Source organism: Bradyrhizobium frederickii, from assembly GCF_004570865.1.
Classification (GTDB): Bacteria; Pseudomonadota; Alphaproteobacteria; order Rhizobiales; family Xanthobacteraceae; genus Bradyrhizobium; species Bradyrhizobium frederickii.
In genome coordinates, this window is record NZ_SPQS01000013.1 from 175,020 (window position 1) to 194,857 (window position 19,838).

The 19,838-nt window shown below is 65.0% G+C and carries 21 protein-coding genes; 5 read left to right on the top strand and 16 right to left on the bottom strand.

From position 1 onward, the window contains the following. Positions 1-20: 20 nt before the first annotated feature. The 3 genes from E4K64_RS23240 to E4K64_RS23250 form a co-directional block, all read right to left on the bottom strand. Complete coding sequence (locus E4K64_RS23240; RefSeq protein ID WP_126258770.1) at positions 21-761, bottom strand: TetR/AcrR family transcriptional regulator; 741 nt, start codon at positions 759-761, stop codon at positions 21-23. A gap of 177 nt (positions 762-938) precedes the next feature. Beyond that, positions 939-1,304 (bottom strand): YciI family protein, encoded by a 366-nt coding sequence (locus E4K64_RS23245; protein ID WP_135165592.1) that lies wholly within the window; start codon positions 1,302-1,304, stop codon positions 939-941. Between the two features lie 57 nt (positions 1,305-1,361). Further along, on the bottom strand, positions 1,362-1,766 hold the full coding sequence (locus E4K64_RS23250; RefSeq protein ID WP_126258768.1) for a YciI family protein: 405 nt from the start codon (positions 1,764-1,766) through the stop codon (positions 1,362-1,364). A 269-nt stretch (positions 1,767-2,035) separates the two neighbouring features. On the opposite strand from E4K64_RS23250, the gene E4K64_RS23255 reads away from it, so the two are divergent. The 3 genes from E4K64_RS23255 (at position 2,036) to E4K64_RS23265 (ending at position 4,270) form a co-directional block, all read left to right on the top strand. Then, positions 2,036-2,824: an SDR family NAD(P)-dependent oxidoreductase gene (locus tag E4K64_RS23255; protein ID WP_126258767.1), complete on the top strand. Its 789-nt coding sequence runs from the start codon at positions 2,036-2,038 to the stop codon at positions 2,822-2,824. Between the two features lie 113 nt (positions 2,825-2,937). After that, a complete protein-coding gene (locus tag E4K64_RS23260; RefSeq protein WP_135165593.1) occupies positions 2,938-3,372 on the top strand; it encodes a hypothetical protein in 435 nt (144 codons plus the stop codon). A 538-nt stretch (positions 3,373-3,910) separates the two neighbouring features. Then, complete coding sequence (locus tag E4K64_RS23265; protein WP_135165594.1) at positions 3,911-4,270, top strand: hypothetical protein; 360 nt, start codon at positions 3,911-3,913, stop codon at positions 4,268-4,270. A 109-nt stretch (positions 4,271-4,379) separates the two neighbouring features. On the opposite strand, the gene E4K64_RS23270 is transcribed toward E4K64_RS23265, so the two are convergent. From E4K64_RS23270 to E4K64_RS23285, 4 genes are all read right to left on the bottom strand, one after another. Then, entirely contained in the window at positions 4,380-4,790 is a 411-nt protein-coding gene (locus tag E4K64_RS23270) for a VOC family protein (protein WP_126258764.1), read from the bottom strand. Positions 4,791-4,820: 30 nt separating this feature from the next. Then, the gene (locus tag E4K64_RS23275) at positions 4,821-5,360 is read right to left on the bottom strand and encodes an SRPBCC family protein (protein WP_135165595.1); all 540 of its coding nucleotides are present in this window, start codon (positions 5,358-5,360) and stop codon (positions 4,821-4,823) included. 96 nt (positions 5,361-5,456) lie between these two features. After that, positions 5,457-6,731 carry an RNA polymerase sigma factor gene (locus E4K64_RS23280; protein ID WP_135165596.1) on the bottom strand — a complete coding sequence of 425 codons (1,275 nt, stop codon included), beginning with the start codon at positions 6,729-6,731 and terminating at the stop codon, positions 5,457-5,459. Then, entirely contained in the window at positions 6,728-7,096 is a 369-nt protein-coding gene (locus E4K64_RS23285) for a YciI family protein (RefSeq protein ID WP_028138414.1), read from the bottom strand. The genes E4K64_RS23280 and E4K64_RS23285 overlap by 4 nt, the downstream gene beginning before the upstream one ends. A gap of 140 nt (positions 7,097-7,236) precedes the next feature. Here E4K64_RS23285 and E4K64_RS23290 point away from each other — a divergent pair, with 140 nt between their 5' ends. After that, a complete protein-coding gene (locus tag E4K64_RS23290; RefSeq protein ID WP_135165597.1) occupies positions 7,237-8,202 on the top strand; it encodes a 2-hydroxyacid dehydrogenase in 966 nt (321 codons plus the stop codon). Positions 8,203-8,217: 15 nt separating this feature from the next. Here E4K64_RS23290 and E4K64_RS23295 read toward each other — a convergent pair whose 3' ends face one another. Next, the gene (locus E4K64_RS23295; RefSeq protein WP_135165598.1) at positions 8,218-8,862 is read right to left on the bottom strand and encodes a TetR/AcrR family transcriptional regulator; all 645 of its coding nucleotides are present in this window, start codon (positions 8,860-8,862) and stop codon (positions 8,218-8,220) included. 106 nt (positions 8,863-8,968) lie between these two features. Between E4K64_RS23295 and E4K64_RS23300 the strand changes: the two genes are divergently transcribed. Further along, complete coding sequence (locus E4K64_RS23300) at positions 8,969-9,613, top strand: glutathione binding-like protein (protein WP_135165599.1); 645 nt, start codon at positions 8,969-8,971, stop codon at positions 9,611-9,613. 139 nt (positions 9,614-9,752) lie between these two features. Here the strand turns inward: E4K64_RS23300 and E4K64_RS23305 are convergent, their stop codons facing one another. The 8 genes from E4K64_RS23305 to E4K64_RS23340 all read right to left on the bottom strand — a co-directional run bounded on the left by E4K64_RS23305 (position 9,753) and on the right by E4K64_RS23340 (position 19,709). Further along, positions 9,753-11,057 carry a TRAP transporter large permease gene (locus tag E4K64_RS23305; protein ID WP_135165600.1) on the bottom strand — a complete coding sequence of 435 codons (1,305 nt, stop codon included), beginning with the start codon at positions 11,055-11,057 and terminating at the stop codon, positions 9,753-9,755. 31 nt (positions 11,058-11,088) lie between these two features. Further along, positions 11,089-11,682, bottom strand: a complete 594-nt coding sequence (locus E4K64_RS23310) for a TRAP transporter small permease subunit (protein WP_135165601.1) — start codon at positions 11,680-11,682, stop codon at positions 11,089-11,091. Positions 11,683-11,692: 10 nt separating this feature from the next. After that, positions 11,693-12,694: a TRAP transporter substrate-binding protein gene (locus E4K64_RS23315; protein WP_135165602.1), complete on the bottom strand. Its 1,002-nt coding sequence runs from the start codon at positions 12,692-12,694 to the stop codon at positions 11,693-11,695. 34 nt (positions 12,695-12,728) lie between these two features. Next, complete coding sequence (locus tag E4K64_RS23320) at positions 12,729-14,387, bottom strand: hydantoinase B/oxoprolinase family protein (protein WP_135165603.1); 1,659 nt, start codon at positions 14,385-14,387, stop codon at positions 12,729-12,731. 2 nt (positions 14,388-14,389) lie between these two features. After that, positions 14,390-16,474 (bottom strand): hydantoinase/oxoprolinase family protein, encoded by a 2,085-nt coding sequence (locus E4K64_RS23325; RefSeq protein ID WP_135165604.1) that lies wholly within the window; start codon positions 16,472-16,474, stop codon positions 14,390-14,392. Between the two features lie 141 nt (positions 16,475-16,615). Further along, positions 16,616-17,437, bottom strand: coding sequence for an NAD-dependent protein deacetylase (locus E4K64_RS23330; protein WP_135165605.1), 822 nt, complete (start codon positions 17,435-17,437; stop codon positions 16,616-16,618). Positions 17,438-17,480: 43 nt separating this feature from the next. Next, positions 17,481-18,317, bottom strand: coding sequence for an SDR family oxidoreductase (locus tag E4K64_RS23335; RefSeq protein WP_135165606.1), 837 nt, complete (start codon positions 18,315-18,317; stop codon positions 17,481-17,483). A 72-nt stretch (positions 18,318-18,389) separates the two neighbouring features. Continuing rightward, complete coding sequence (locus E4K64_RS23340) at positions 18,390-19,709, bottom strand: solute carrier family 23 protein (protein ID WP_135165607.1); 1,320 nt, start codon at positions 19,707-19,709, stop codon at positions 18,390-18,392. Positions 19,710-19,838: the final 129 nt, after the last annotated feature.

Here is a 19,838-nt window from a genome sequence, read left to right on the forward strand (position 1 = left end):
CGCGTGATTATTGCGTCACTTTATTTCGGCTTGCCCCAGGGGCCCCCGGGCGGCACACCGGAACCGGAGGAGGCCTCCGGTGGCACCGGCGGCGGCTCGGCGCCTTTCGCCGGCGGACGGCGATCGGTCGGGAAGCCGAGACCGCGCAGATAAATCAGCACCTCGGCCTCGAGCAGCTCGTCCGGAGACATCGGCAGTTTTCGTCGCGCGGCGTCGCCACGGGAGAAGAGCGAAGCCACGCCGTGCGCCATGGTCCAGATGTGCAGCGCCATCATCATCGCCGGCGGCCGCGGCATGCCGGGTGGCGCAAGCGCTGCAAGCCGCTCGGCTGCCGCGCGAATGATGTTGAACGCACGTTCGCTCGCGGCCTGCAGCGCCGGATTGACATCGACCGGCAGACCGGACTCGAACATCGCATTGTAGAAGGCCGGCTCCTCGCGGGCGAAGGCGAGATAGGCCTTGCCGACGCGTTCGAACGCGGTGACCGTGTCGGGACGCCCGTCGTCCCAGGCCGCGGTCAGGCGCGCCTCGAATTGCTCGAAGCCGCGCTGGGCAATCGAGGACAGCAGCTCGTCACGGTCGCGGAAATGCCGGTAGGGCGCCGCCGCGCTGACGCCGGCCATGCGTGCGGCATCGGCGAAGGTGAAGCCGGCGGCGCCCTTCTCGGCGATCAGCCCGAGAGCGGCCTGCAACAGGGCCTCCTTCAGATTGCCGTGGTGATAGCCGCGCTCGGCGCGGCGCTGTTCCTTGCGCCAGCTCATGTGAACGAGCTTTACATGAGCCCGGCGTGAAGGTCACTAGCGCGAGGCGGATTGGTTAACCCGTATTTTCACCGTCGTTCCAGGGCGATGCAAAGCCTCCAACCCTGGTGCTGCAATGGCGCACCAGGGAATCTCGGGATTTCGGGTCAAGCCGCCCCGGAATGGCGATCGCGGAGACTACATCTGCGGAATCGGCAAGACAGGCATGACCTCGATCGCCTCGCCCGGGAAGATCGCAAAATGCGGATGGTTCTCGAACAGCTTGGCGGCTTCCTCTTGCGAGGCAGCGCGCACCACCGTGAAGCCGGTCAGTGCGTTGCTGATCTCGGTGATGCCGCTTCCGTCGATCCTGCGGGTCTTGCCGAGCGGGCCGCCCAGATCGACGATGACGTCCTTGTGCTTCTCGACCCAGCCATGCCAGGCGGCCATGCCCTCGCGCTCTTTTGCCTTCCGTTCGGCCTCGGGCATCGCGTGCCAGGCCTTCATCTTTTCGCCGCTCATGCTGCCGAGATAGACGGCGAGGAATTTGTGTTCGGTGCTCATCGGTCTCTCCTTTGATGATATGTTGACGCCAGCCGCAATCTGATCGCGACCGCGCCGCTACGTCTTCAGGTCGCCGAAACCGGCCGCGGCGGCCTGCACGTCAGGCGGAAAGTCGGCCAGCTCCTGCACCTGCCGGATCTCGATGATTTCGTTCGGCGACGCCGGGCACTGCTTTGCCCAGGCAATCGCCTCGGCCCGCGAGGCAACCTCGATCATCCAATACCCGCCCAGGACTTCCTTGGCCTCGGCGAATGGGCCGTCGGTGACAATGGGCGCGCCGGTCGCAAACGAAACCCGAGCGCCCATCGAGGGCGGATGCAGGCCGTCGAGCGTGATCAGCACGCCCGCATCCTTCAGCGCCTCGTTGTAGCGCATCATCGCCGCGACCCGCTCGGGATCGAGCTGGACGTCCGGCGGCGCGGTTTCGTAACCGAGCGGGATCATCAGCATCATGAATCGCATGGAATGTCCTTGTTCTTCCTCGTCGTTTCCCTAGGCGCCGAAAGGCGCATGCCCGGGATGACGGCAGATTTGCGCCCGCCGCCTGCGCGTAACGTTCCTCGTGCGCGGGCCAAGCTGGCCGCGCTCCCCTGCAAGACGAACGATCTCTGCCGGAACCGACATTGGGACAGGAATTATTTTGGGCGGCCAGGTTCCTCATCGAGACCAAAGCGCAGTAAAAGGAATCCCGCGCTCGCGCGACCAATTTTCGACAAAGGACCGATCAGCCGATGCCCCCTGCCCCGCAAAAAGTCGCCCTCGTCACCGGAGCCGCGCGCGGTATCGGGCTTGCGACCGCGAAGAAGTTTTTGGCCGAGGGTTGGCGTGTGGCGCTGCTCGACATCGAGGGCGAGTTGCTCGGCCGGGCGGTCGCCGAGATCGACCAAGGCGAGGCGACGCTGGCGCTGACCTGCGACGTCTCGGACGCAGCCGCAGTGAGCGATGCGATGGCGACGGTCGAGCGCCGGTTCGGCCGGTTAGATGCGCTCGTCAACAATGCCGGCATCGCGGTGTTCGCACCGCTGATGGAGACATCCGAGACCGATTGGCGCCGCGTCCTCGAGGTCAACCTCACCGGCCCCTTCCTCTGCACCAAGGCGGCCGTGCCCTTGATGCGCGAGGGCCATGGCGGCGCCATCGTCAACATCACCTCGATCTCGGCGGTGCGCGCCTCGACGCTGCGCTCGGCCTACGGCACCAGCAAGGCCGGGCTTGCGCACCTGACCAAGCAGCTCGCGGTCGAGCTTGCCTCTCTCAACATCCGCGTCAACGCGGTCGCGCCGGGGCCGGTCGACACGGCAATGGCCAAGCAGGTGCACACCAAGGAGATCCGCGCGGACTATCACGACGCCATTCCGCTCAACCGCTACGGCCTGGAGGAGGAGCTTGCGGAAGCGATCTACTTCCTGTGCTCCGCAAATGCGAGCTACATCACCGGCCAAATTTTGGCCGTTGATGGCGGCTTCGATGCGGCCGGCATCGGCCTGCCGACGCTGCGCGGTCAGCGCCGCAACGGGTAGGTACGGAAATTGTAGGGTGGGCAAAGGCGCGTGAGCGCCGTGCCCACCACATCACAAGGGTGGGCACGCTGCGCTTTGCCCACCCTACGAAAACCGAGCTTGTGGAGTGCTCCATGCGACGCGCTTTCGTCAAAGCCCTGATGCTCGCATCGGCACTCCTTGCGATCTCGCCTGCCGCCGCCGAAATCCGCATCATACAGTCGCCGGGCGGACAAGTGGGGCCGTTCCTCGATTTGTTCGAGAAGGTGCGTGAGAGCGGCGAGCGCGTGGTGATCGATGGCCCCTGCCTGTCTGCCTGCACGCTGGTGCTGAGCATCGTGCCGGGCGAGCGCATCTGCGTCACCAAGCGCGCCGTGCTCGGCTTCCATGCGGCACGTTCGGTCGACCGGCGCGGGCGCCTTTATGCCGAGCCGGAAGCATCGGTCGCGGTGCTTGCCGCCTATCCCGGCCCGGTCCGCGACTGGATCAGCCGCCGCGGCGGCCTCAGCTCGCGATTGCTTCTGCTCAAGGGCCGTGATCTCGCCGCGATCTATCCGCGCTGCCGCTGACGAATTCGCCAGCCGCAGGCGGGTGACGTGAATGAGCTCTTATGTGAACCGCGTCACATCAAAGGCATCTGGCGTGGCTGGCCCGAGGCCATAAGGCAGGTTCCCTGTGCTCGCACCCAATGTGCGCACCGGGTCTCTACGCCATCACGCTTTGGCTGCCTTCAATAGAGAGTCTGAATCACCGGCACCAGCTTCATGCTGGCGCAGATGAGCATCCCCCAAAGAGCAAAATTGATCTGTAGCGCCGCCGCCATCGGTCGCTCCCTCCAAGTGACGTCCACCCCAGTTTGTAGATTTTATGAATCACAAATAGCGATTCTGACGGGCAGATCACAGCCCAATATTGCGCCAATTGTTGTGCGATGCAGTCCGCCCGGTTTCACGAAGCGGCCTCACTGCTCCCGCAAAGTGATGCGAATCGTAAGTTCATTCCTCGGCCATGCCGGCCAACTCGTTTGCCTTAAGTTCCATTTGACCGACGCTGTGCAAGTTTCCTGTGCGGGACTTGCGCATTGCGCAGCGAAATTTGGGTCCCGGCATGATGCGACACGGCTTCGTCTTGCTCACTTTCTGCGCAGCGCTGCTTGGATGTGCAGTCGCGCCCGCGCAGGAGCGTCGTCCGATCGCCTGGGATGGCCTCGGCCAAGATCCGAACAAGAGCCCGAGGCGCCCTCATATCGCGAAGCAGCGCGCAACAAATCCCCCGCCCGCGGCAAGCGATCCCAATCAGGAGCGGCAGCGCGTGCTCGGTACCTTGCGGCCATACTCCGAGGCGTGGTGGGCGGTTCACGACGAGATCGAAGCTGAGAACGACAGGCAGCTCGGCACCAAGCTCGTGATCTGCCCCCGCTGTGTTCAGCCGCGGCAGGACGAAGACGTGACCGGATCGATCCGCTGAGCAAGCCCACGACAGATCCGGGCACGATGATAGGCCCATGGATCCCCTCTCCCGCAAAGATGGAGAGAGGGGATCGCGGCTCAACCAATCATGCGCGCGGTCGCGCGCATCACATTTCTTCCGGACAATTCACCATCCAGGGAATGCCGAACTTGTCGACGCACATGCCGAAGCCCTTGGCCCAGAAGGTCTTGCTGAACGGCATGGTGACGGTGCCGCCGTCGGCGAGCGCGTTGAACTTGCGCTCGCCATCGGCGGGATCCTTGACCGTGAACGAGATCGAAAAGCCTTGCGGCTTGCTGAAATGCTCCGGCGGTACGTCGGAAGCCATCAGCACGCTGCCGTCGGGCAGCGACATTCGCGCATGCATGATCATCTTCTCGCGGCCGGGCGCGGCGGGCATGTCCGGCGGCGCGTCCGATGACCGCATCATGGCGTCGATCTTGCCGCCGAGAATCCTGGCGTAGTGATTGAAGGCCGCTTCGCAATTGTCCTGATAGAACAGATACGGATTGAGCATCGTTTCTCTCCTCTTCGTTCGCGCTGAGGCTTAGTGCTTCTCGGTCAGCTTCTTCAGGCTGGCGAGACCGGCCTCGAAATCCTTGCCGATCATGCTGTCCATGTTGATGAACACCTGCATGATCTTGGACATGAACGGAGCCGGACCGTACATCGCCCAGGTGACCAGTGTGCCATCGCCTTGCGGCACAAAGGTGAACTCGGCGGTATTGTGACCCTCGAACGGCCGCTCGAAATCGAGCTTGATGCGAACCTTGGACGGCCCGTTCGCCTCGAGGATCTCCATGCGGCCGGCGCCGACATTGTTGTTGCCGTCCCAGGCATAGGTCGCGCCCTTGCCTTCCGCGGGTCCACCGAAGCTGCGCTTCATGGCGGGATCGCGGTTCTCATAGGGGGACCAGCCGGTCCAGCGGTGGAAATCGGCGACTTGCGGATAGATCGCACCGGCCGGCGCCTTTACCGCGAGGCTGCGCTCGACGCGGAAGGTGTCGGGCTTTGTCAGCGCGAAGACGAGGACGCCCGCGATTCCGGCGACGAGCAGGATGGCGATGATGGCAATGGCTTTCAGCATGAGAGGCTCCGTGGATACGGGCCTAGGACGAACGGGAATGGCAACGGCCGACAAGTTGCCGAAACGAATTTTCGATCGTGCCGCGTCGCTTCACCTTCACGCTCCCTTTGCCTTCGGCTGGCTGTCCCGGATCAGGCGATCGAGATGCATGCGGATATGAGCGGCTTCCGCGGACGTGTTGGCGAGCGCAATGGCGCGGTCGAAGGCGATGCGGGCCTCGTCGTTGCGGCCGAGCTGCATCAGGAAGGCGCCGCGCACGCCGTAGAAATGGAAGTAATTGGCGAGCTTCGGGGCGAGCGGCTCGATCAGATCGAGCGCGGCTTGCGGCCCCCTCACCTTGGAGACCGCGACCGCGCGGTTGAGCGTGACCACGGGAGAAGGCTGCACGACTTCGAGCGCGCCGTAGAGCAGGTCGATCTGCGCCCAGTCGGTCTCCTCCGGTGTCGACGCGCGGGCATGCAGCGCGGCGATCGCGGCCTGGATCTGGTAGGGACCGCTGCGGCGATGGCGCATCGCCTTGTCGATCAGGGCAAGCCCCTCCGCGATCATGGTCCCGTTCCACAATGACCGGTCCTGATCGTCCAGCAGGATCAGCGTGCCATCGCCGGCAAAGCGCGCGGCGCTGCGTGCATGCTGCAACAGGATGAGCGCGGTCAGCCCCATGATCTCCGGCTCGCTCGGAAACAGCCGCAGCAGCAGCCGTGCCAGCCGGATCGCCTCTTCGCAGAGCGGCTTTCTGATCTCGGCGGTGTCGCCGCTCGCCGAATAGCCCTCGTTGAAGATCAAATAGATCATCGCCGCGACACCGGCGAGCCGCTCGGAGCGCTCAACCGCGCCGGGCGCCTCGAACGGCGTCCCCGCCTCGGCGACCTTCGCCTTGGCACGGGTGATGCGCTGCTCCATCGCCGCCTCCGAGACCAGGAAGGCACGCGCGATCTGCTTCACGGTAAGGCCCGAGACGATGCGCAGCGCCAGCGCGATCTGCTGCGTCGCCGGCAATTGCGGATGGCAGCAGATGAACATCAGCCGCAGGATGTCGTCGCGGTAGTGCGAACCGTCGAGCCGCTCGGCCAGCGCACCCTCGGCGTCGTCGAGATCGGAGATCGCCTGGTCGTCCTCCGGCAGCGGCTGCTGCCTGCGCGTGCGTCGCACCTCGTCGATGGCGACGTTGCGGCCGACCATGATCAGCCAGGCCGCAGGATCGCGCGGCGGCCCATTCTGCGGCCAGGTCTTCAGCGCGCGCAGACACGCGTTCTGGAAAGCCTCCTCGGCCGTATCGAGATCGCGGAAATAGCGCAGCAGCGCGCCGACCGCCTGGGGGCGCGCCGAGGTCAGCGCAGTCTCGATCCAGGCGGTATCGGCCTCGCTCACGTCAGGTTTCCTCCGGGCCGGAACACGCCGACGGGGCGCACCTCATAGGCACCGCCCGGATTGGCGGCGCCGAGATCGCGCGCGACGTCGAGGGCCTCGTCGAGATTCTTGCAATCGACGATGTAGAAGCCGAGCAGCTGCTCCTTGGTCTCGGCATAGGGGCCGTCGAGCACCAAGGGTGGGTCCTCCTTGCGCAGGGTCGCCGCCGCTGTGGTCGGCAACAGCCGCGCCACCGGACCGAGCCGGCCTTGGCTCGTGAGCTTCTCCTGCACCACGGCGAGCTTCTTCATCACGGCCTCGTCCTGCTCCTTGCTCCAGGAGCCGACGAAGTCCTCATCGTGATAGCAAAGGATGGCATAAAGCATGGGCGGCACTTTCCTCGTCTGTTCTAAAGACGCGCCAATATGCCCCGCCCCGACAGGACTGCGGAAAAAATTTGCAAGAAAAATCCGGCAGATCGTGCCAAGGAGAGCCTCTCCATCGGAACCTTGACGAGGCACTTCGAATGACCACGGGCACACTGGCCGTCCTGATCAACAGCACGCAGCAGAACTGGCTGCCGGAACGCTGGAAGGCCCGGTTCGACGCGGTCTGCGGCGGTCGCCGCGTGGTGCTGCTGCCGGATGCCGGACTCGATCCGGCCGAGGTGCACTATGCCGCGGTATGGAAGCCGGTGCCGGGCGATCTGGCCTCCTTCACCAATCTGCGCGCGATCTTCAATCTCGGCGCCGGCGTCGACGCGCTGATGGCGGACAAGAGCCTGCCTGACGTGCCGCTGGTCCGCGTCGCCGTGCCCGACCTCACCAACCGCATGACCGAATATGTCGTGCTGCACGTGCTGATGCACCACCGCCAGGAGCTTTATCTCAGGCAATCACAGCGCGAGAAGCGCTGGGAGCCGAAATATCAGTGGCCGGCGAGCGCAGTGACGGTCGGCGTCATGGGGCTGGGAACGCTGGGTGCCGATGCCGCCGACGTGCTGCGGCGGCTCGGCTTCGGTGTTGCCGGCTGGAGCCGCAGCCCGCGCATGATCGACGGCATCGACTGTTTCCATGGCACCGCGCAGATCGATGCCTTCCTGCGCAAGACCGACATCCTGGTCTGCCTGCTGCCGCTGACGCCGGAGACGCACGGCATCCTCAACCGCGGCGCTTTCGCAAAACTCAACCGCAACAGCCCGCTCGGCGCGCCCGTGCTGATCAATGCCGGCCGCGGCGGCTTGCAGAACGAAGCCGACATCCTGGCCTGCCTTGACGACGGCACGCTGGGCGCAGCCTCGCTCGACGTCTTCGTGCAGGAGCCGCAACCGGCGGACAGCCGGTTCTGGACCCATCCCAAAGTGGTGCTGACGCCGCACAACGCAGCCGACACCGATGCCGACGCGATCTCCGCCTATGTCGCCGAGCAGATCGCGCGGTTCGAGGCTGGCGGTGCGCTGGAGAACGTGGTGGACCGAACAAGAGGATATTGAAGCTTCGCTGCCGGCCTATCCTTTGGCCCCGATCATCACATCGATCGCGCCCTTCACGATCGCCTCCAGCTCCTTGCGCGGCACGCGGGCGCGGGAGCGGATGGCAATGGTGTGCACGGTGGCTGATGCGATCTGCGCCAGCACGAGGGGATCGGAGCTCTCCGGTAACTCGCCTTTCTCCTTGGCGCGGCGGAAGCAACTGGCAAAGGCCTTGTCGAGCCCGGTGAGGCCGTCCAGGACCATGGCGCGGATCTCGGGATCGCCGACGGCTTCGGACGCTGCAGTCACGACCGTGAAGCAACCGCGCGGTCCGGAGTCCCCGGACAAATAGATATCGAGCGCGGAAGCGTAGATGCGCTCCAGCCGCTGACGCAGCGGCATCTCCTCGCGGAAGACCGCTCCTATCGCCGCGCCTGCCTCGTCGCGATAGCGCTGGTAGCTCTTGATGTAGAGCTCGCGCTTGTCACCGAAGGCGCCGTAGAGGCTCGGGCGGTTCATGCCCGTAGCAGTGCTGAGATCGTCGAGCGAGGTGGCCGCGAAACCCTGCTTGCGGAACAGATCGAGCGCCTTGCCGAGCGCGACGTCAGGCTCGTAGGCGCGTGGGCGGCCGCGGCGCTTAGGCTCTGTGGCAGCAGTTGGCGGCTTCGATTTTTGTACCATATCGCAAATTAATCCTTGACCGCAGATATATTATGCAAGATGGTACATAAATCAATCTGGCCAGGTTGAGCGACACCCAAAGAGAAATTGCCCAAGGAGGCTACAGATGGATCTCTATTTCTCGCCGCTCGCCTGCTCGATGGCGACACGCGTCGCGCTGTACGAAGCCGGCGCCGAGGCGAACTATCTCGAGGTCGACCCGCCGACCAAGACGGTTCTGAACGACAACTCCGACTTCCGCACGGTCAATTCGATCGGCCTGGTGCCAACGCTGCGCACCGACGAGGGCACGGTGCTGACCGAGAACGCCGCCATCCTGCAATATGTCGCAGACCGTTTTCCGGAGTCCGGCCTCGGCGCGAGCGCCGGTATCGAGCGCACCCGGCTGCATCAATGGCTCTGCTTCATCGGCACCGAGCTGCATAAGGGTCTCTTCGTCACCCTGCTCGACCGCAAGGCGCCGCAGGAAGCCAAGGCCTATGCCCTGGAAAAGAACCTGTCGCGCCTCGACTATCTCGACAATTATCTGAAGGGCCGCGACTTCCTGCTCGACCATTTCAGCGTGGCCGACGCCTATCTCGTCACGGTCATCAACTGGACGATGGCGACGCCGCCGATCGAGCTTGCGAAATGGCCGAACGTGAAGGCTTACCACGACCGCCTGCGTCAGCGGCCCTCGATTGCAAAGGCGATCGCCGAGGAGTTCGAGCTGTACAAGGCCGAGCTCGCGCGTAAGAAGGCGGCGGCGTAAGTTCGAGGTCGTCGTGCCCGGGCTTGTCCCGGGCATCCGCGTTCTTCGTGCAAGCAATTGAAGACGTGGGTGGCCGGGACAAGCCCGGCCACGACCCGTTCGACGTGAGCTCCGACCTCACCGCTGGGACGGCGCGAACCTACCCGTACAGCACCCGAGGTAAAATCGTGACGATGCCCGGCCACAGCGTCAGCAGCAGCACGAAGCCGATCATGATCATCAGGTACGGCATCGTGACGCGCGCGATGTAGCCGAGGCCGTCTTCGGTCAGGCCCTGGATCACGAACAGATTGAAGCCGACCGGCGGGGTGATCTGCGCCATCTCGACGGCGAGCACCAGGAACACGCCGAACCAGACCTCGTCGAAGCCCGCCCCCTTCACGATCGGCAGCACGATCGGCAGCGTCATCACGATCATCGAGAAGCCGTCGAGGAAGCAGCCGAGGATCAGGTAGAAGACGATCAGCACGACGATCAACATGAAGGGCGACAAACCGAGCCCCTTGACGAAGGCGGCGACCGCCTGCGGGATGCCGAGGAAGGCCGCGGCATTGCCGAGGATCGAGGCCCCTAATACGATCAGCGCGATCATCGAGCAGGTGACGACCGAGCCGATCAGCACGTCGCGCATCACCTGCTGCGACATCGCGCCCTGCGCCCAGGCCACCAGCGCCGCGCCGAGCACGCCGACGGCGGCGGCTTCTGACGGCGTGGCGAGCCCGCCATACATCGAGCCGAGCACGCAGGCGATCAGGAACAGTGCCGGCGCGAGGTCCTTCAGCGCAGCGAAGCGTTCGCTCCATGGCACCTGCGAAAGCTTGGCTTCAGTCTCCGGCACCATCGTGCGGTCGAGACTCGTATGCAGCATCACCCAGGCCATGAAGGTGGCGGCGAGCAGGAATCCCGGCAGCACGCCAGCCGTGAACAGCTTCAGGATCGAGACGTCGCCGAGCACACCGTAAATGATCATGATGTTGGAGGGCGGAATCAGGAAGCCGAGCGTGCCGGCACCGGCGAGCGAGCCGATCGCGATGTCGCGCGAATAGCCGCGGCGCAGCAGCTCGTTGAGCGACATGCGGCCGATCACCTGTGTGGTCGCGGCCGAGGAGCCGGAGATCGCCGCAAAGATGGTGCAGCCGATCACGTTGACATGCAGCAGGCGGCCGGGCAGCAGGCCGGCCCAGGGCGCGAGGCCCTGAAACAGCGACCGTGACAGGCGGGTGCGAAACAGCAATTCGCCCATCAGGATGAACAGCGGCAGCGCCAGCAGCTCCTGCGTGGTCAGGATGTTCCAGGCGTATTGCGGCAGCAGCTTGTCGAGCGGGATCGAACGGAACATCGCGAGCAGCAGCGTCGCGGTGAGCGCAAGCGTGAGGCCAATCCAGACGCCGCACGCCAGCAGCGCGAACAGGATCGCGAACAGTGCGACGACTTCGATGGTCATGCGATCTTGAATCCGGGTGCGGGCAAGGCGATCATTCGACGGGCGAGGCCTTCATGCGATGATCCTCCAGGGGCAGGCCGAGCGCGGCCTGGATCGCGCGCGCCAGGAACTGGAGCGTCAGCAGCAGCATGCCGAAGGTGACGATCGCCTGTGGAAACCACAGTGGCGTGTCGCTCGAGGTCGAGACCTGGCCACGCACGAAGGCGCTCCAGGCGAACTTCGCCATGGCCGAGGTCAGGAACGCCATGAAGGCGAAGCCGGCCGCCGCCGAGAGAATCTCGAGCGCGCGCTGCACTGGCGCCGGCACGTTCTTCAGCAGCAGCACGACACGGATATGGCCGCCGACGCGCAAGGTCATGGCGGCGCCGAAGGTGAAGGACGCCGCCATCAGATAGGAGGAATACTCCCAGGCGATCGAGATGCTGGGCGGGAAGAACGGCAGGAAGTTCGACAGGAAGCGCGTCGCGACCTCGCACAGCATCAGCAGCGTCAGCATCAAGAGACAGCCGCCGCCGATCCAGCCGTCGAGCCGGCCGAGGCGATCGATGCCGTCGAGCAGGATGCGCAGCGGCGCCGGCGCCGCTGCATTCAGGCTCTGCGGAGCTTCGGGCGAGATGCTCACCACGACATCATCCTCAGCCGCGCTTCATTTCGGCGAGATAGGCCCGCACAGGCTTGTCCGCTGCCGGCACGCGCTTGAGGAAGGCGTCGAGCTGCGGCGCAGTCTTGGCCCGGATGTCCGTCATCATGGCTTGCGAGACCGGCACCACCTCCATGCCACCTTCCTTCAGGCGGTTGAGGCTGTCGACGTCGGCCTTGAGCGAATTGGCCCAGAAGCCCGGCTCCATCTTCGCCGCAACATCCGCGACGAGCTTCTGCTGGTCGGCGCTGAGCGCCTTCCAGGAATCGAGATTGACGGTGAGCATCTGCGACGACCAGACGTGGTTGGTCGGGTAGACGTATTTCAGGAATTCCCAGAACTTGCCGTCGACGCCCGACACCGACGAGGTGGAGACGCCGGCAACCGCGCCGGAGGCCAGCGCGGGGATCGTTTCGCCCCAGGGGATCATCACGGCCGCCATGCCGATCGCATTCAGCATGTCGACCGCATTCTTGTCAGGCACGCGGATCTTGATGTTCTTCAGGCCCTCGACGTCGGCGACCTTCGCCTTGAGGTGCAGGTACTGCGTCGGCCAGGGCACGACGTAGAGAATCTTCTGGTTGTTGCGCGCGGCAATCTTCTCGTATTCGGGCCGCACGTATTTGTGCAGCACCTTCAACTCGTCCACCGAGCCGCAGAGGAACGGAATGCTCTCGACGCCCATGAAGGGCTCGTCGCCGACCTGCTGGATGTTGAGGACGTCGGCGAGCGGCACCAGGCCGTCGCGCACGGCGCGCAAATGCTCGGGCCCCTTGAAGCCGAGCTGGCCGCCGGCTTTCACGGTGATCGCGACCGAGCCGCCCGTCTGCTTCTTCACCTCCTCCGCGAAGGCCATCGCGTTCTGGGTGTGAAAATTGCCGTCGGGCCAGACCGTCGACATGTCCCAGCTCGTCGTCGCCGCCCGCGCACGGGTCGAGATGTGACCTGCGGCGAGCAGCGTCGCTGCGCCCGCGGTGAAGTTCCGTCGCGTGATCATTGCACCCCTCCGTTGATCCAAGCGCACTGACACGTCAGCGCGCGTAGCCGTAAACTGCAGCGGCATTGCCGGCGGACACGAGCCCGCTTTCGATATCGTGCTTGACCGCCGCACGCTCGCGCGTCGTGGGATCGCCGATGCCGGCGCCGCCGGGCGTCAGCACCACCAGCCGATCGTCCGGCGGCACCTGCTGAAAGCCCTTGCCGCGCAGCTTCTTGCCGGACTTGAGGCCGACATAGCCGGCCTCGCCGTTCCGGCCGCCATCGCGTCCGCGCGGCGGATGATCGATGCGGTCGAATGCCGCCAGGATATCGAACGGCGCATCGACGCCGCTGCCGACCTCGATGATCTGGCCGAGGCCGCCGCGGGTGCGCCCTGCCCCGCCGGAATCCGGGCGCAACTCCTTGCGCCAGAAGATCAAAGGCGTCTGCGTCTCCGCGATCTCGACCGGCGTGCCGCGCACGCCGCTCGGATAGGCGGTGGCTGAGAGGCCGTCCTTGCCGAAGCGCGCGCCGGTGCCGCCATTGGATGTCACCGCCATCGAGAACCCGTAATTGCCGCCGACGCCGGAGCGGGTCTGGCCGCGCACGTTGAGATTCCACAGGCAGGAGGTGCCTTCCGCCGGCACACGCTCCGGAATGATCTGGCGCAGGCAGCCGAACACCACGTCCGGCAGCATCTGGCCGATGATATGGCGCGAGGCGACCGGCGCGGGCTTGGGCGCATTGAGGATCGCACCCGCCGGTGCCGACACCGTCAGCGGCGAGAGCGAGCCGGCATTGTTCGGAATCTGCGAGGCGACCACGCAGCCGAGGCCGAACACGGTATAGGCGGTGGTGTAGGACAAGGGCACGTTGATGCCGAACTTCGAGGCTGCGGATGTGCCGTCGAAATCGACGTGGATGCCGGCATCCGAGATCGTCAGCGTCGCCGCCAGCGTCACCGGAGCATCATAGCCGTCGACCACCATGGTGTTGCGCCAGCTGCCCTTCGGCAGCTTCGCGATTTCGGCCAGCACGGCCTCGCGCGAGCGATCGCAGATGTAATCGCCGAGTTCGTCGAGCGTGTCGATGCCGAACTCGCTCATCATCTCGACCAGTCGCTCGCAGCCGACGTCGTTGCAGCCGGCCAGCGAATAGGTGTCCCCCTCCGTATCGATCGGCAGCCGCGTGTTGGTGCGGATCATCGCCATCAGCGTCTCGTTGACGACGCCCTGGTCGATCAGCTTCAGCATGGGGATGTAGAGCCCTTCCATGAACACGTCGGTGGCGTCAGGGCCGAAGCCGATGCCGCCGATATCCATGAGATGGCTGGTGCAGGAGAACAGGGCCACCGGCTTGCCGTCCTTGAAGCAGGGCGTGGTGACGACGAAGTCGTTGAGATGGCCGGTCCCCATCCAGGGATCGTTGGTGATATAGGCATCGCCTTCCTTCATCGTCTCGATCGGAAAGTGGGCGATGAAGTGCTTGACCGATTCCGCCATCGAGTTGACGTGGCCGGGCGTGCCGGTCACCGCCTGCGCCAGCATGCGGCCCTTGAGATCGAACACGCCGGCCGAGAGGTCGCCGCATTCGCGCACGATCGGGCTGAAGGCGGTGCGGAGCAGCACCTGCGCCTGCTCCTCGACCACGGCGATCAGCCGGTGCCACATGATCTGAAGGTCGATCAGGCTCGCGCCATTTGCCTTGCTCATGATCAGGCCGCCTTTCGTTCCATGACGATGCTGCCGGCACCGTCGATATGCGCGTCGAAACTGGTGGAGACGAAGGTGGAGGTCTCATCCTCCGCGATCACGGCCGGGCCCGCGATGGTCGCGCCCGGCGCCATGTCCTCGCGGCGATAGAGCGGGATCTCGATCACCTCGCCGGCGCGGCCGTCGAAGAATTTGCGGCTGCCGGCCGCCTTGCCGGCGGGCTTGCGCGTGACGGCCGCAACGGTCGGCGGATTGCGCGCCTCGGTGGTCGCGAGCACCGACCAGCTCAACACCTCGATGGCCGCCCCCGGAATCGACCGCTCGAACATCGCCGCATAATCGGCCTCGAACTTCCGGCGCAAACCGGCGAGATCGGCCACCGTCAGCCGCCGGTTCGGCAATTCGACGGAGATCTCATGGCCCTGACCGACATAGCGCATGAAGGCGGCACGACGTTCGCGCACCGGCGCGCCGGCCGCGCCAGGCTCAACCAGCGCGCGCGCTTCGGTCACCATGTCCTGCAACAGGTCGGAGACCGCCTCGGTGTCGAAATCGTCGAGCCGGACATGGCGGCTGCGCACCAGCTCATAAGCGATCGGCGCGGCCAGGAAGCCGACGGCCGAGCCGACGCCGGCATTCGACGGCACGATCACCCGGGAGACGCCGATCTTCTCGGCGACACGCGCCGCATGCAGCGGCGCAGCACCGCCAAAGGCGATCAGCGTGTGCTGGCCGACGATCTCGCCGCGCTCGACCGCATGGACGCGCGCCGCACTTGCCATGTTCTCGCAGACGACCTCGTGCACCGCATAGGCCGCGGTCTCCGCGGACAGGCCGAGCGGCCCGCCGACGTCGCGCAGCAGCGCTTGCTTCGAAAGCTCCGGGTCGAGCTTGATCGTGCCGGCCGCGAATGCATCGGGATCGATCATGCCCAGCGCAACATCGGCATCCGTTACCGCCGGACGCTGGCCGCCGCGACCGTAACAGGCGGGGCCAGGCTCCGACGAGGCACTCTCCGGGCCGACAGTGACGCGCTTCATGGCATCGACATGGGCGATCGAACCGCCGCCGGCGCCGATCTCGACCATCTCGATCACGGGAATGCGCACCGGCAGGCCGGAGCCCTTGAGGAAGCGCGCGGCGCGGTCGACCTCGAACACGCGCGAGGTCTCGGGCTGGTACTTCTCGATCAGGCAGATCTTTGCAGTGGTGCCGCCCATATCGAAGGACAGCACCTTGCTCTCGCCGAGCCTTGCTGCGATCTGCGCCGCGAAGATCGCGCCGCCGGCGGGGCCGGATTCGACGAGGCGCACCGGAAAGCGCCGCGCCGTCTCGATCGACGTGACGCCGCCGCCTGAGGTAACGAGGTAGATCGCGCCGCGGAACTGCTCGACCTGCAAGGCGTCGGCCATGCGCGCGAGATAACCGTCGATCAGGGGTTGCACATAGGCATTCGCGACCGCGGTCGATGTGCGCTCATATTCGCGGATCTCGGGACAGACGGCGGAGGACACGGTCACGGAGACGCCTGGCATCTCCTCCGCCAGGATCGCAGCTGCACGTCGCTCGTGCTCGGGATTGGCGTAGGAGTGCAGGAAGGCGATGGCGACGCTCTCGACGCCCAGCTCACGCAATTTCGGCGCGAGTGCGCGCACCGAAGCTTCGTCAAGCGGGAGGCGGACGGCGCCGTGGGCGTCGACGCGCTCGGGCACGGTGAAGCGGAGGCTGCGCGGCGCCAGGGGCCTGGGCTTGTCGATGCTGAGATCGTACTGATCGTAGCGGCTTTCGGTGCCGATATCGAGCACGTCGCGAAAGCCTTCGGTCGCAATCAGGGCCGTCTTGGCACCCCGGCGCTCGATGATCGCGTTGGTCGCCAGCGTGGTGCCGTGAATGAAGACGTCGATGTCGCTGATATGGGCGCGGGCATCGGCGAGGATGAGACGCATGCCGTCCAGCACCGCCTGCTCGGGCCGCTGCGGCGTCGTCAGCAGCTTGCGCGTCTTGCGATCCAGACCGACGTCCAGCACGATGTCGGTGAACGTGCCACCAATATCGACGGCAAGCCGCACTTCGGCTCCCTCAAGCATTCCAAATTCTCCGTGCTGATCGTCAAGACTGCGGTCGAAAACGCAGCAATTTCCATGCCATGAACGGCAAAGACAAAGCCGCGTCCGGCTATTCTGCTTGGCACCTATGCAATAGGCAAGGCGTGTTCGGCGCTGGCGCGATCAGAGCAGGAATGCAAGCGCCGCCTCGCAGCGCTCCTCGACCTTCAACGTCAGCAGATCGTCGGCGCGGGTGCGGCCGAGATTGACTGCCGCAATCGGAATACTGCGCTGCGCTGCAGCCTGTACGAACCGAAATCCGGAATAGACCATCAGCGACGAGCCGACGATCAGCATGGCGTCGGCCTGCGCCAGATGATCCTGCGCGGTGGCGACGACGTCGCGCGGGACGTTCTCCCCGAAGAACACCACGTCGGGTTTGAGGATGCTGCCGCAGGCTTCGCAAGGAGGCACCTGGAAGGACGAGAAATCCTCGTGCTCCAGATCGGCGTCGCCATCGGGAGCATCGGCGGCATCGAGTGCCAGCCATTCCGCATTGGCGCAGCCGAGCGCATCCTGGAATTCGCTGCGCGGCGTCTTGCGGCCGCAGCCCATGCAGCGCACCAAGTCGAGCCGACCGTGCAAGTCGATCACCTGGCGGTGGCCGGCGGATTGATGCAGCCGATCGACGTTCTGGGTCAGCAGCATCTCGCACCGCCCGTTCGCCTCGAGCCGGGCCAGCGCGTGATGCGCGTCGTTCGGCTTGGCCTGGCCGAACCGCCGCCAGCCGATCAGGCTGCGTGCCCAATAGCGCCGCCGCGTATGCTCGTCCGACATGAAGGCCTGGAAATTGACCGGCTGGGTCCGCTTCCAATTGCCAAAGCTGTCGCGATAATCAGGAATGCCCGAATTGGTGCTGCAGCCGGCGCCGGTCAGCACAAACAGTTTTTCGTGCCGGTCGATGAAGTTCTGGAGCGGCGGGTTTGCCAGCGGCGCGTTTGTCATGGCGCAGATGTAGTCCGCGCGGACGGGCTTTGCCAGATCCCGTTCAGCTTGCCCAATTCTCCCGGAATTCCGGGAACAGTGTCAGGCCTCCGCACGCATAGAGGGTCTGCCCGGTGATGTAGCTCGCATCGTCCGAAGCGAGGAAGGCGAAAACGGCGGCGATCTCCTCCGGCGTACCGACGCGCCCCATGGGAATGTGGCTGGTGACGACGCCGCGCTTTTCGGGGTCGCCGGTCCAGGCCGCATTGATTGGCGTATCGATCGCGCCGGGCCCGACAGCATTGACGCGGATGCCGCGGCCGGCAAATTCGAGCGCCAGCGTGCGGGTCAAATTGGCCATGCCGCCCTTGCTGATCGAATAAGCGAGATAGCCGGGCTTGGGAATGATCTGGTGCACGCTGGAGCAGTTGATGATGCTGCCGCCTCCGCCGCGCTTGACGAAATGCGCAAGTGCCCCCTGCGCGCAGAGCACGGCGCCGTTCAGATTGACGTCGATGATGCGGCGATAGGTTTCGACGTCCAGCGCCTCGCTCGGCGATTCCTTCTGGAAGCCGGCGTTGTTGACGAGACAATCCAGGCGCTTCCAGCGCGAGAGGATTGCCTCGAACATCGCAGCAATGTCCTGCTCGTCGCCGACATTGGCCTTGACGATGCAATGATCGGGCTCGCCGTGGCCGCGGTCGCTCGAAGCCGCCCGAGCGAGTGCCAGCGTCTCCTCCGCCCGCTCGTCGTGCTCGAAATAATTGATGGCGACGGTCGCACCTTCCTGCGCAAGCCTGACGGCGACGGCGCGGCCGATGCCCTGCGAGGCGCCGGTCACCAGCGCATATTGGCCGACAAGGCGCGAGGGAAACGAAGTCGAACGATCGGGTTGCGGCATGGGTTCTCTCCGGAATGCCTCATCATCGACGGGAGGCGCTTTTTGTTCCATCCCGTTGCGCATCGCTGGGATTCATTCCGCACGGCGCGCGAGTGGCGAGGTCAGGACCTGATAGAGGATGATCGCGCCGAAGGTTGCGGTGCCGATCCCGCCAATCGTGAACGCACCGAATTTGAGCGTGAGATCGCCTGCGCCCGCGGTCAATGCCACGGCGACGGTGATCAGGTTTGCGGGATTTGCAAAGTCGACCTTATTCTCGACCCAGATCCGGCCCGCCATGGCCGCGATCAGTCCGAACAGCACGATCGAGAGTCCGCCGATGACGGGGCCCGGGATCGACAGGATCAGCGCGCCGAATTTCGGTGAGAAGCCGAGCAGGATCGACACGATGGCCGCGAAGGCAAACAGCAAAGTCGAATAGACCTTCGTCGCCGCCATGACGCCGATATTCTCGGCATAGGTGGTGACGCCGGTGCCGCCGCCGCAGGCGGCGACGATCGTCGCGAGGCTGTCGGCGAACAGGGCGCGGCCGAGATAGGCGTCGAGACTGCGGCCCGTCATGGCGCCGACGGCCTTGATATGGCCGAGGTTCTCGGCAACGAGAATGATCGCGACCGGCGCGATCAAGAAGATGGCATCGGCCTGGAACGTCGGCGCGGTGAAGTTCGGCAGGCCGAGCCACGGCGCGGCCGAGAGCTGGGTGAAGTCGATCGGCTTGCCGAAGCCGAGCCCGTTCGCGAACAGCAGATACAAGAGATATCCGCCGATCGCGCCGAGGATGATCGGCAGCCTTCGCCAAAGGCCTGGAGCTGCAACGGCCACAACGCCGATGATCAGAACGGTCGCGAGCCCGATCGCCGTGTCGAACGCACTGGCGCTCACCGTCTTGACTGCAACGGGTGCGAGATTGAGGCCAATCGCGGCGACCACTGCGCCGGTGACGGCCGGCGGCATCAAGCGCTCGATCCAGCCGACGCCCGACCACATCACGATCAGTGCGATCACCCCGTACAGCGCGCCGGCGCCAATGATGCCGCCGAGCGCGACCGAGATATTGGGATTCGGCCCCTGCCCGGCATAGCCGGTGGCGGCGATGACGACGGCGATGAACGCGAAGCTCGAGCCGAGATAGCTCGGCACGCGCCCGGCGACGATGACGAAGAAGATCAGCGTGCCGATGCCCGAGAACAGGACCGCAACGTTGGGATCGAACCCCATCAGCAGCGGGGCGATGATCGTCGCACCGGACATCGCGACGCAATGCTGGAGACCGGAGACAATGGTCTGCCCCCATGACAACCGCTCCTCCGGCATGACCACGCCCGAGGTCTTGAGTTTCCACCGCGGAAAATAGCCTTGCGTTTGCCGGCCGGAGTCGGTTGCAGTCGCCATGTTCCCCCCAATTGCGGTACCGCGATCGATCATCGTGCAAACAGACAAAAATGTGATTGTCACTTCTGCGGCGGCCATCACATGGTGCAGGTCATGCAAGATTCAAATCCCGCAAGATCAATGCGTTCC

Excerpts from the sequence above, each read along its gene's own strand:
- E4K64_RS23240 (WP_126258770.1), bottom strand. The coding sequence starts at position 761 with ATGAGCTGGCGCAAGGAACAGCGCCGCGCCGAGCGCGGCTATCACCAC.
- E4K64_RS23245 (WP_135165592.1), bottom strand. The coding sequence starts at position 1,304 with ATGAGCACCGAACACAAATTCCTCGCCGTCTATCTCGGCAGCATGAGC.
- E4K64_RS23250 (WP_126258768.1), bottom strand. The coding sequence starts at position 1,766 with ATGCGATTCATGATGCTGATGATCCCGCTCGGTTACGAAACCGCGCCG.
- E4K64_RS23255 (WP_126258767.1), top strand. The coding sequence starts at position 2,036 with ATGCCCCCTGCCCCGCAAAAAGTCGCCCTCGTCACCGGAGCCGCGCGC.
- E4K64_RS23260 (WP_135165593.1), top strand. The coding sequence starts at position 2,938 with ATGCGACGCGCTTTCGTCAAAGCCCTGATGCTCGCATCGGCACTCCTT.
- E4K64_RS23265 (WP_135165594.1), top strand. The coding sequence starts at position 3,911 with ATGATGCGACACGGCTTCGTCTTGCTCACTTTCTGCGCAGCGCTGCTT.
- E4K64_RS23270 (WP_126258764.1), bottom strand. The coding sequence starts at position 4,790 with ATGCTCAATCCGTATCTGTTCTATCAGGACAATTGCGAAGCGGCCTTC.
- E4K64_RS23275 (WP_135165595.1), bottom strand. The coding sequence starts at position 5,360 with ATGCTGAAAGCCATTGCCATCATCGCCATCCTGCTCGTCGCCGGAATC.
- E4K64_RS23285 (WP_028138414.1), bottom strand. The coding sequence starts at position 7,096 with ATGCTTTATGCCATCCTTTGCTATCACGATGAGGACTTCGTCGGCTCC.
- E4K64_RS23290 (WP_135165597.1), top strand. The coding sequence starts at position 7,237 with ATGACCACGGGCACACTGGCCGTCCTGATCAACAGCACGCAGCAGAAC.
- E4K64_RS23295 (WP_135165598.1), bottom strand. The coding sequence starts at position 8,862 with ATGGTACAAAAATCGAAGCCGCCAACTGCTGCCACAGAGCCTAAGCGC.
- E4K64_RS23300 (WP_135165599.1), top strand. The coding sequence starts at position 8,969 with ATGGATCTCTATTTCTCGCCGCTCGCCTGCTCGATGGCGACACGCGTC.
- E4K64_RS23305 (WP_135165600.1), bottom strand. The coding sequence starts at position 11,057 with ATGACCATCGAAGTCGTCGCACTGTTCGCGATCCTGTTCGCGCTGCTG.
- E4K64_RS23315 (WP_135165602.1), bottom strand. The coding sequence starts at position 12,694 with ATGATCACGCGACGGAACTTCACCGCGGGCGCAGCGACGCTGCTCGCC.
- E4K64_RS23320 (WP_135165603.1), bottom strand. The coding sequence starts at position 14,387 with ATGAGCAAGGCAAATGGCGCGAGCCTGATCGACCTTCAGATCATGTGG.
- E4K64_RS23325 (WP_135165604.1), bottom strand. The coding sequence starts at position 16,474 with ATGCTTGAGGGAGCCGAAGTGCGGCTTGCCGTCGATATTGGTGGCACG.
- E4K64_RS23330 (WP_135165605.1), bottom strand. The coding sequence starts at position 17,437 with ATGACAAACGCGCCGCTGGCAAACCCGCCGCTCCAGAACTTCATCGAC.
- E4K64_RS23335 (WP_135165606.1), bottom strand. The coding sequence starts at position 18,317 with ATGCCGCAACCCGATCGTTCGACTTCGTTTCCCTCGCGCCTTGTCGGC.
- E4K64_RS23340 (WP_135165607.1), bottom strand. The coding sequence starts at position 19,709 with ATGGCGACTGCAACCGACTCCGGCCGGCAAACGCAAGGCTATTTTCCG.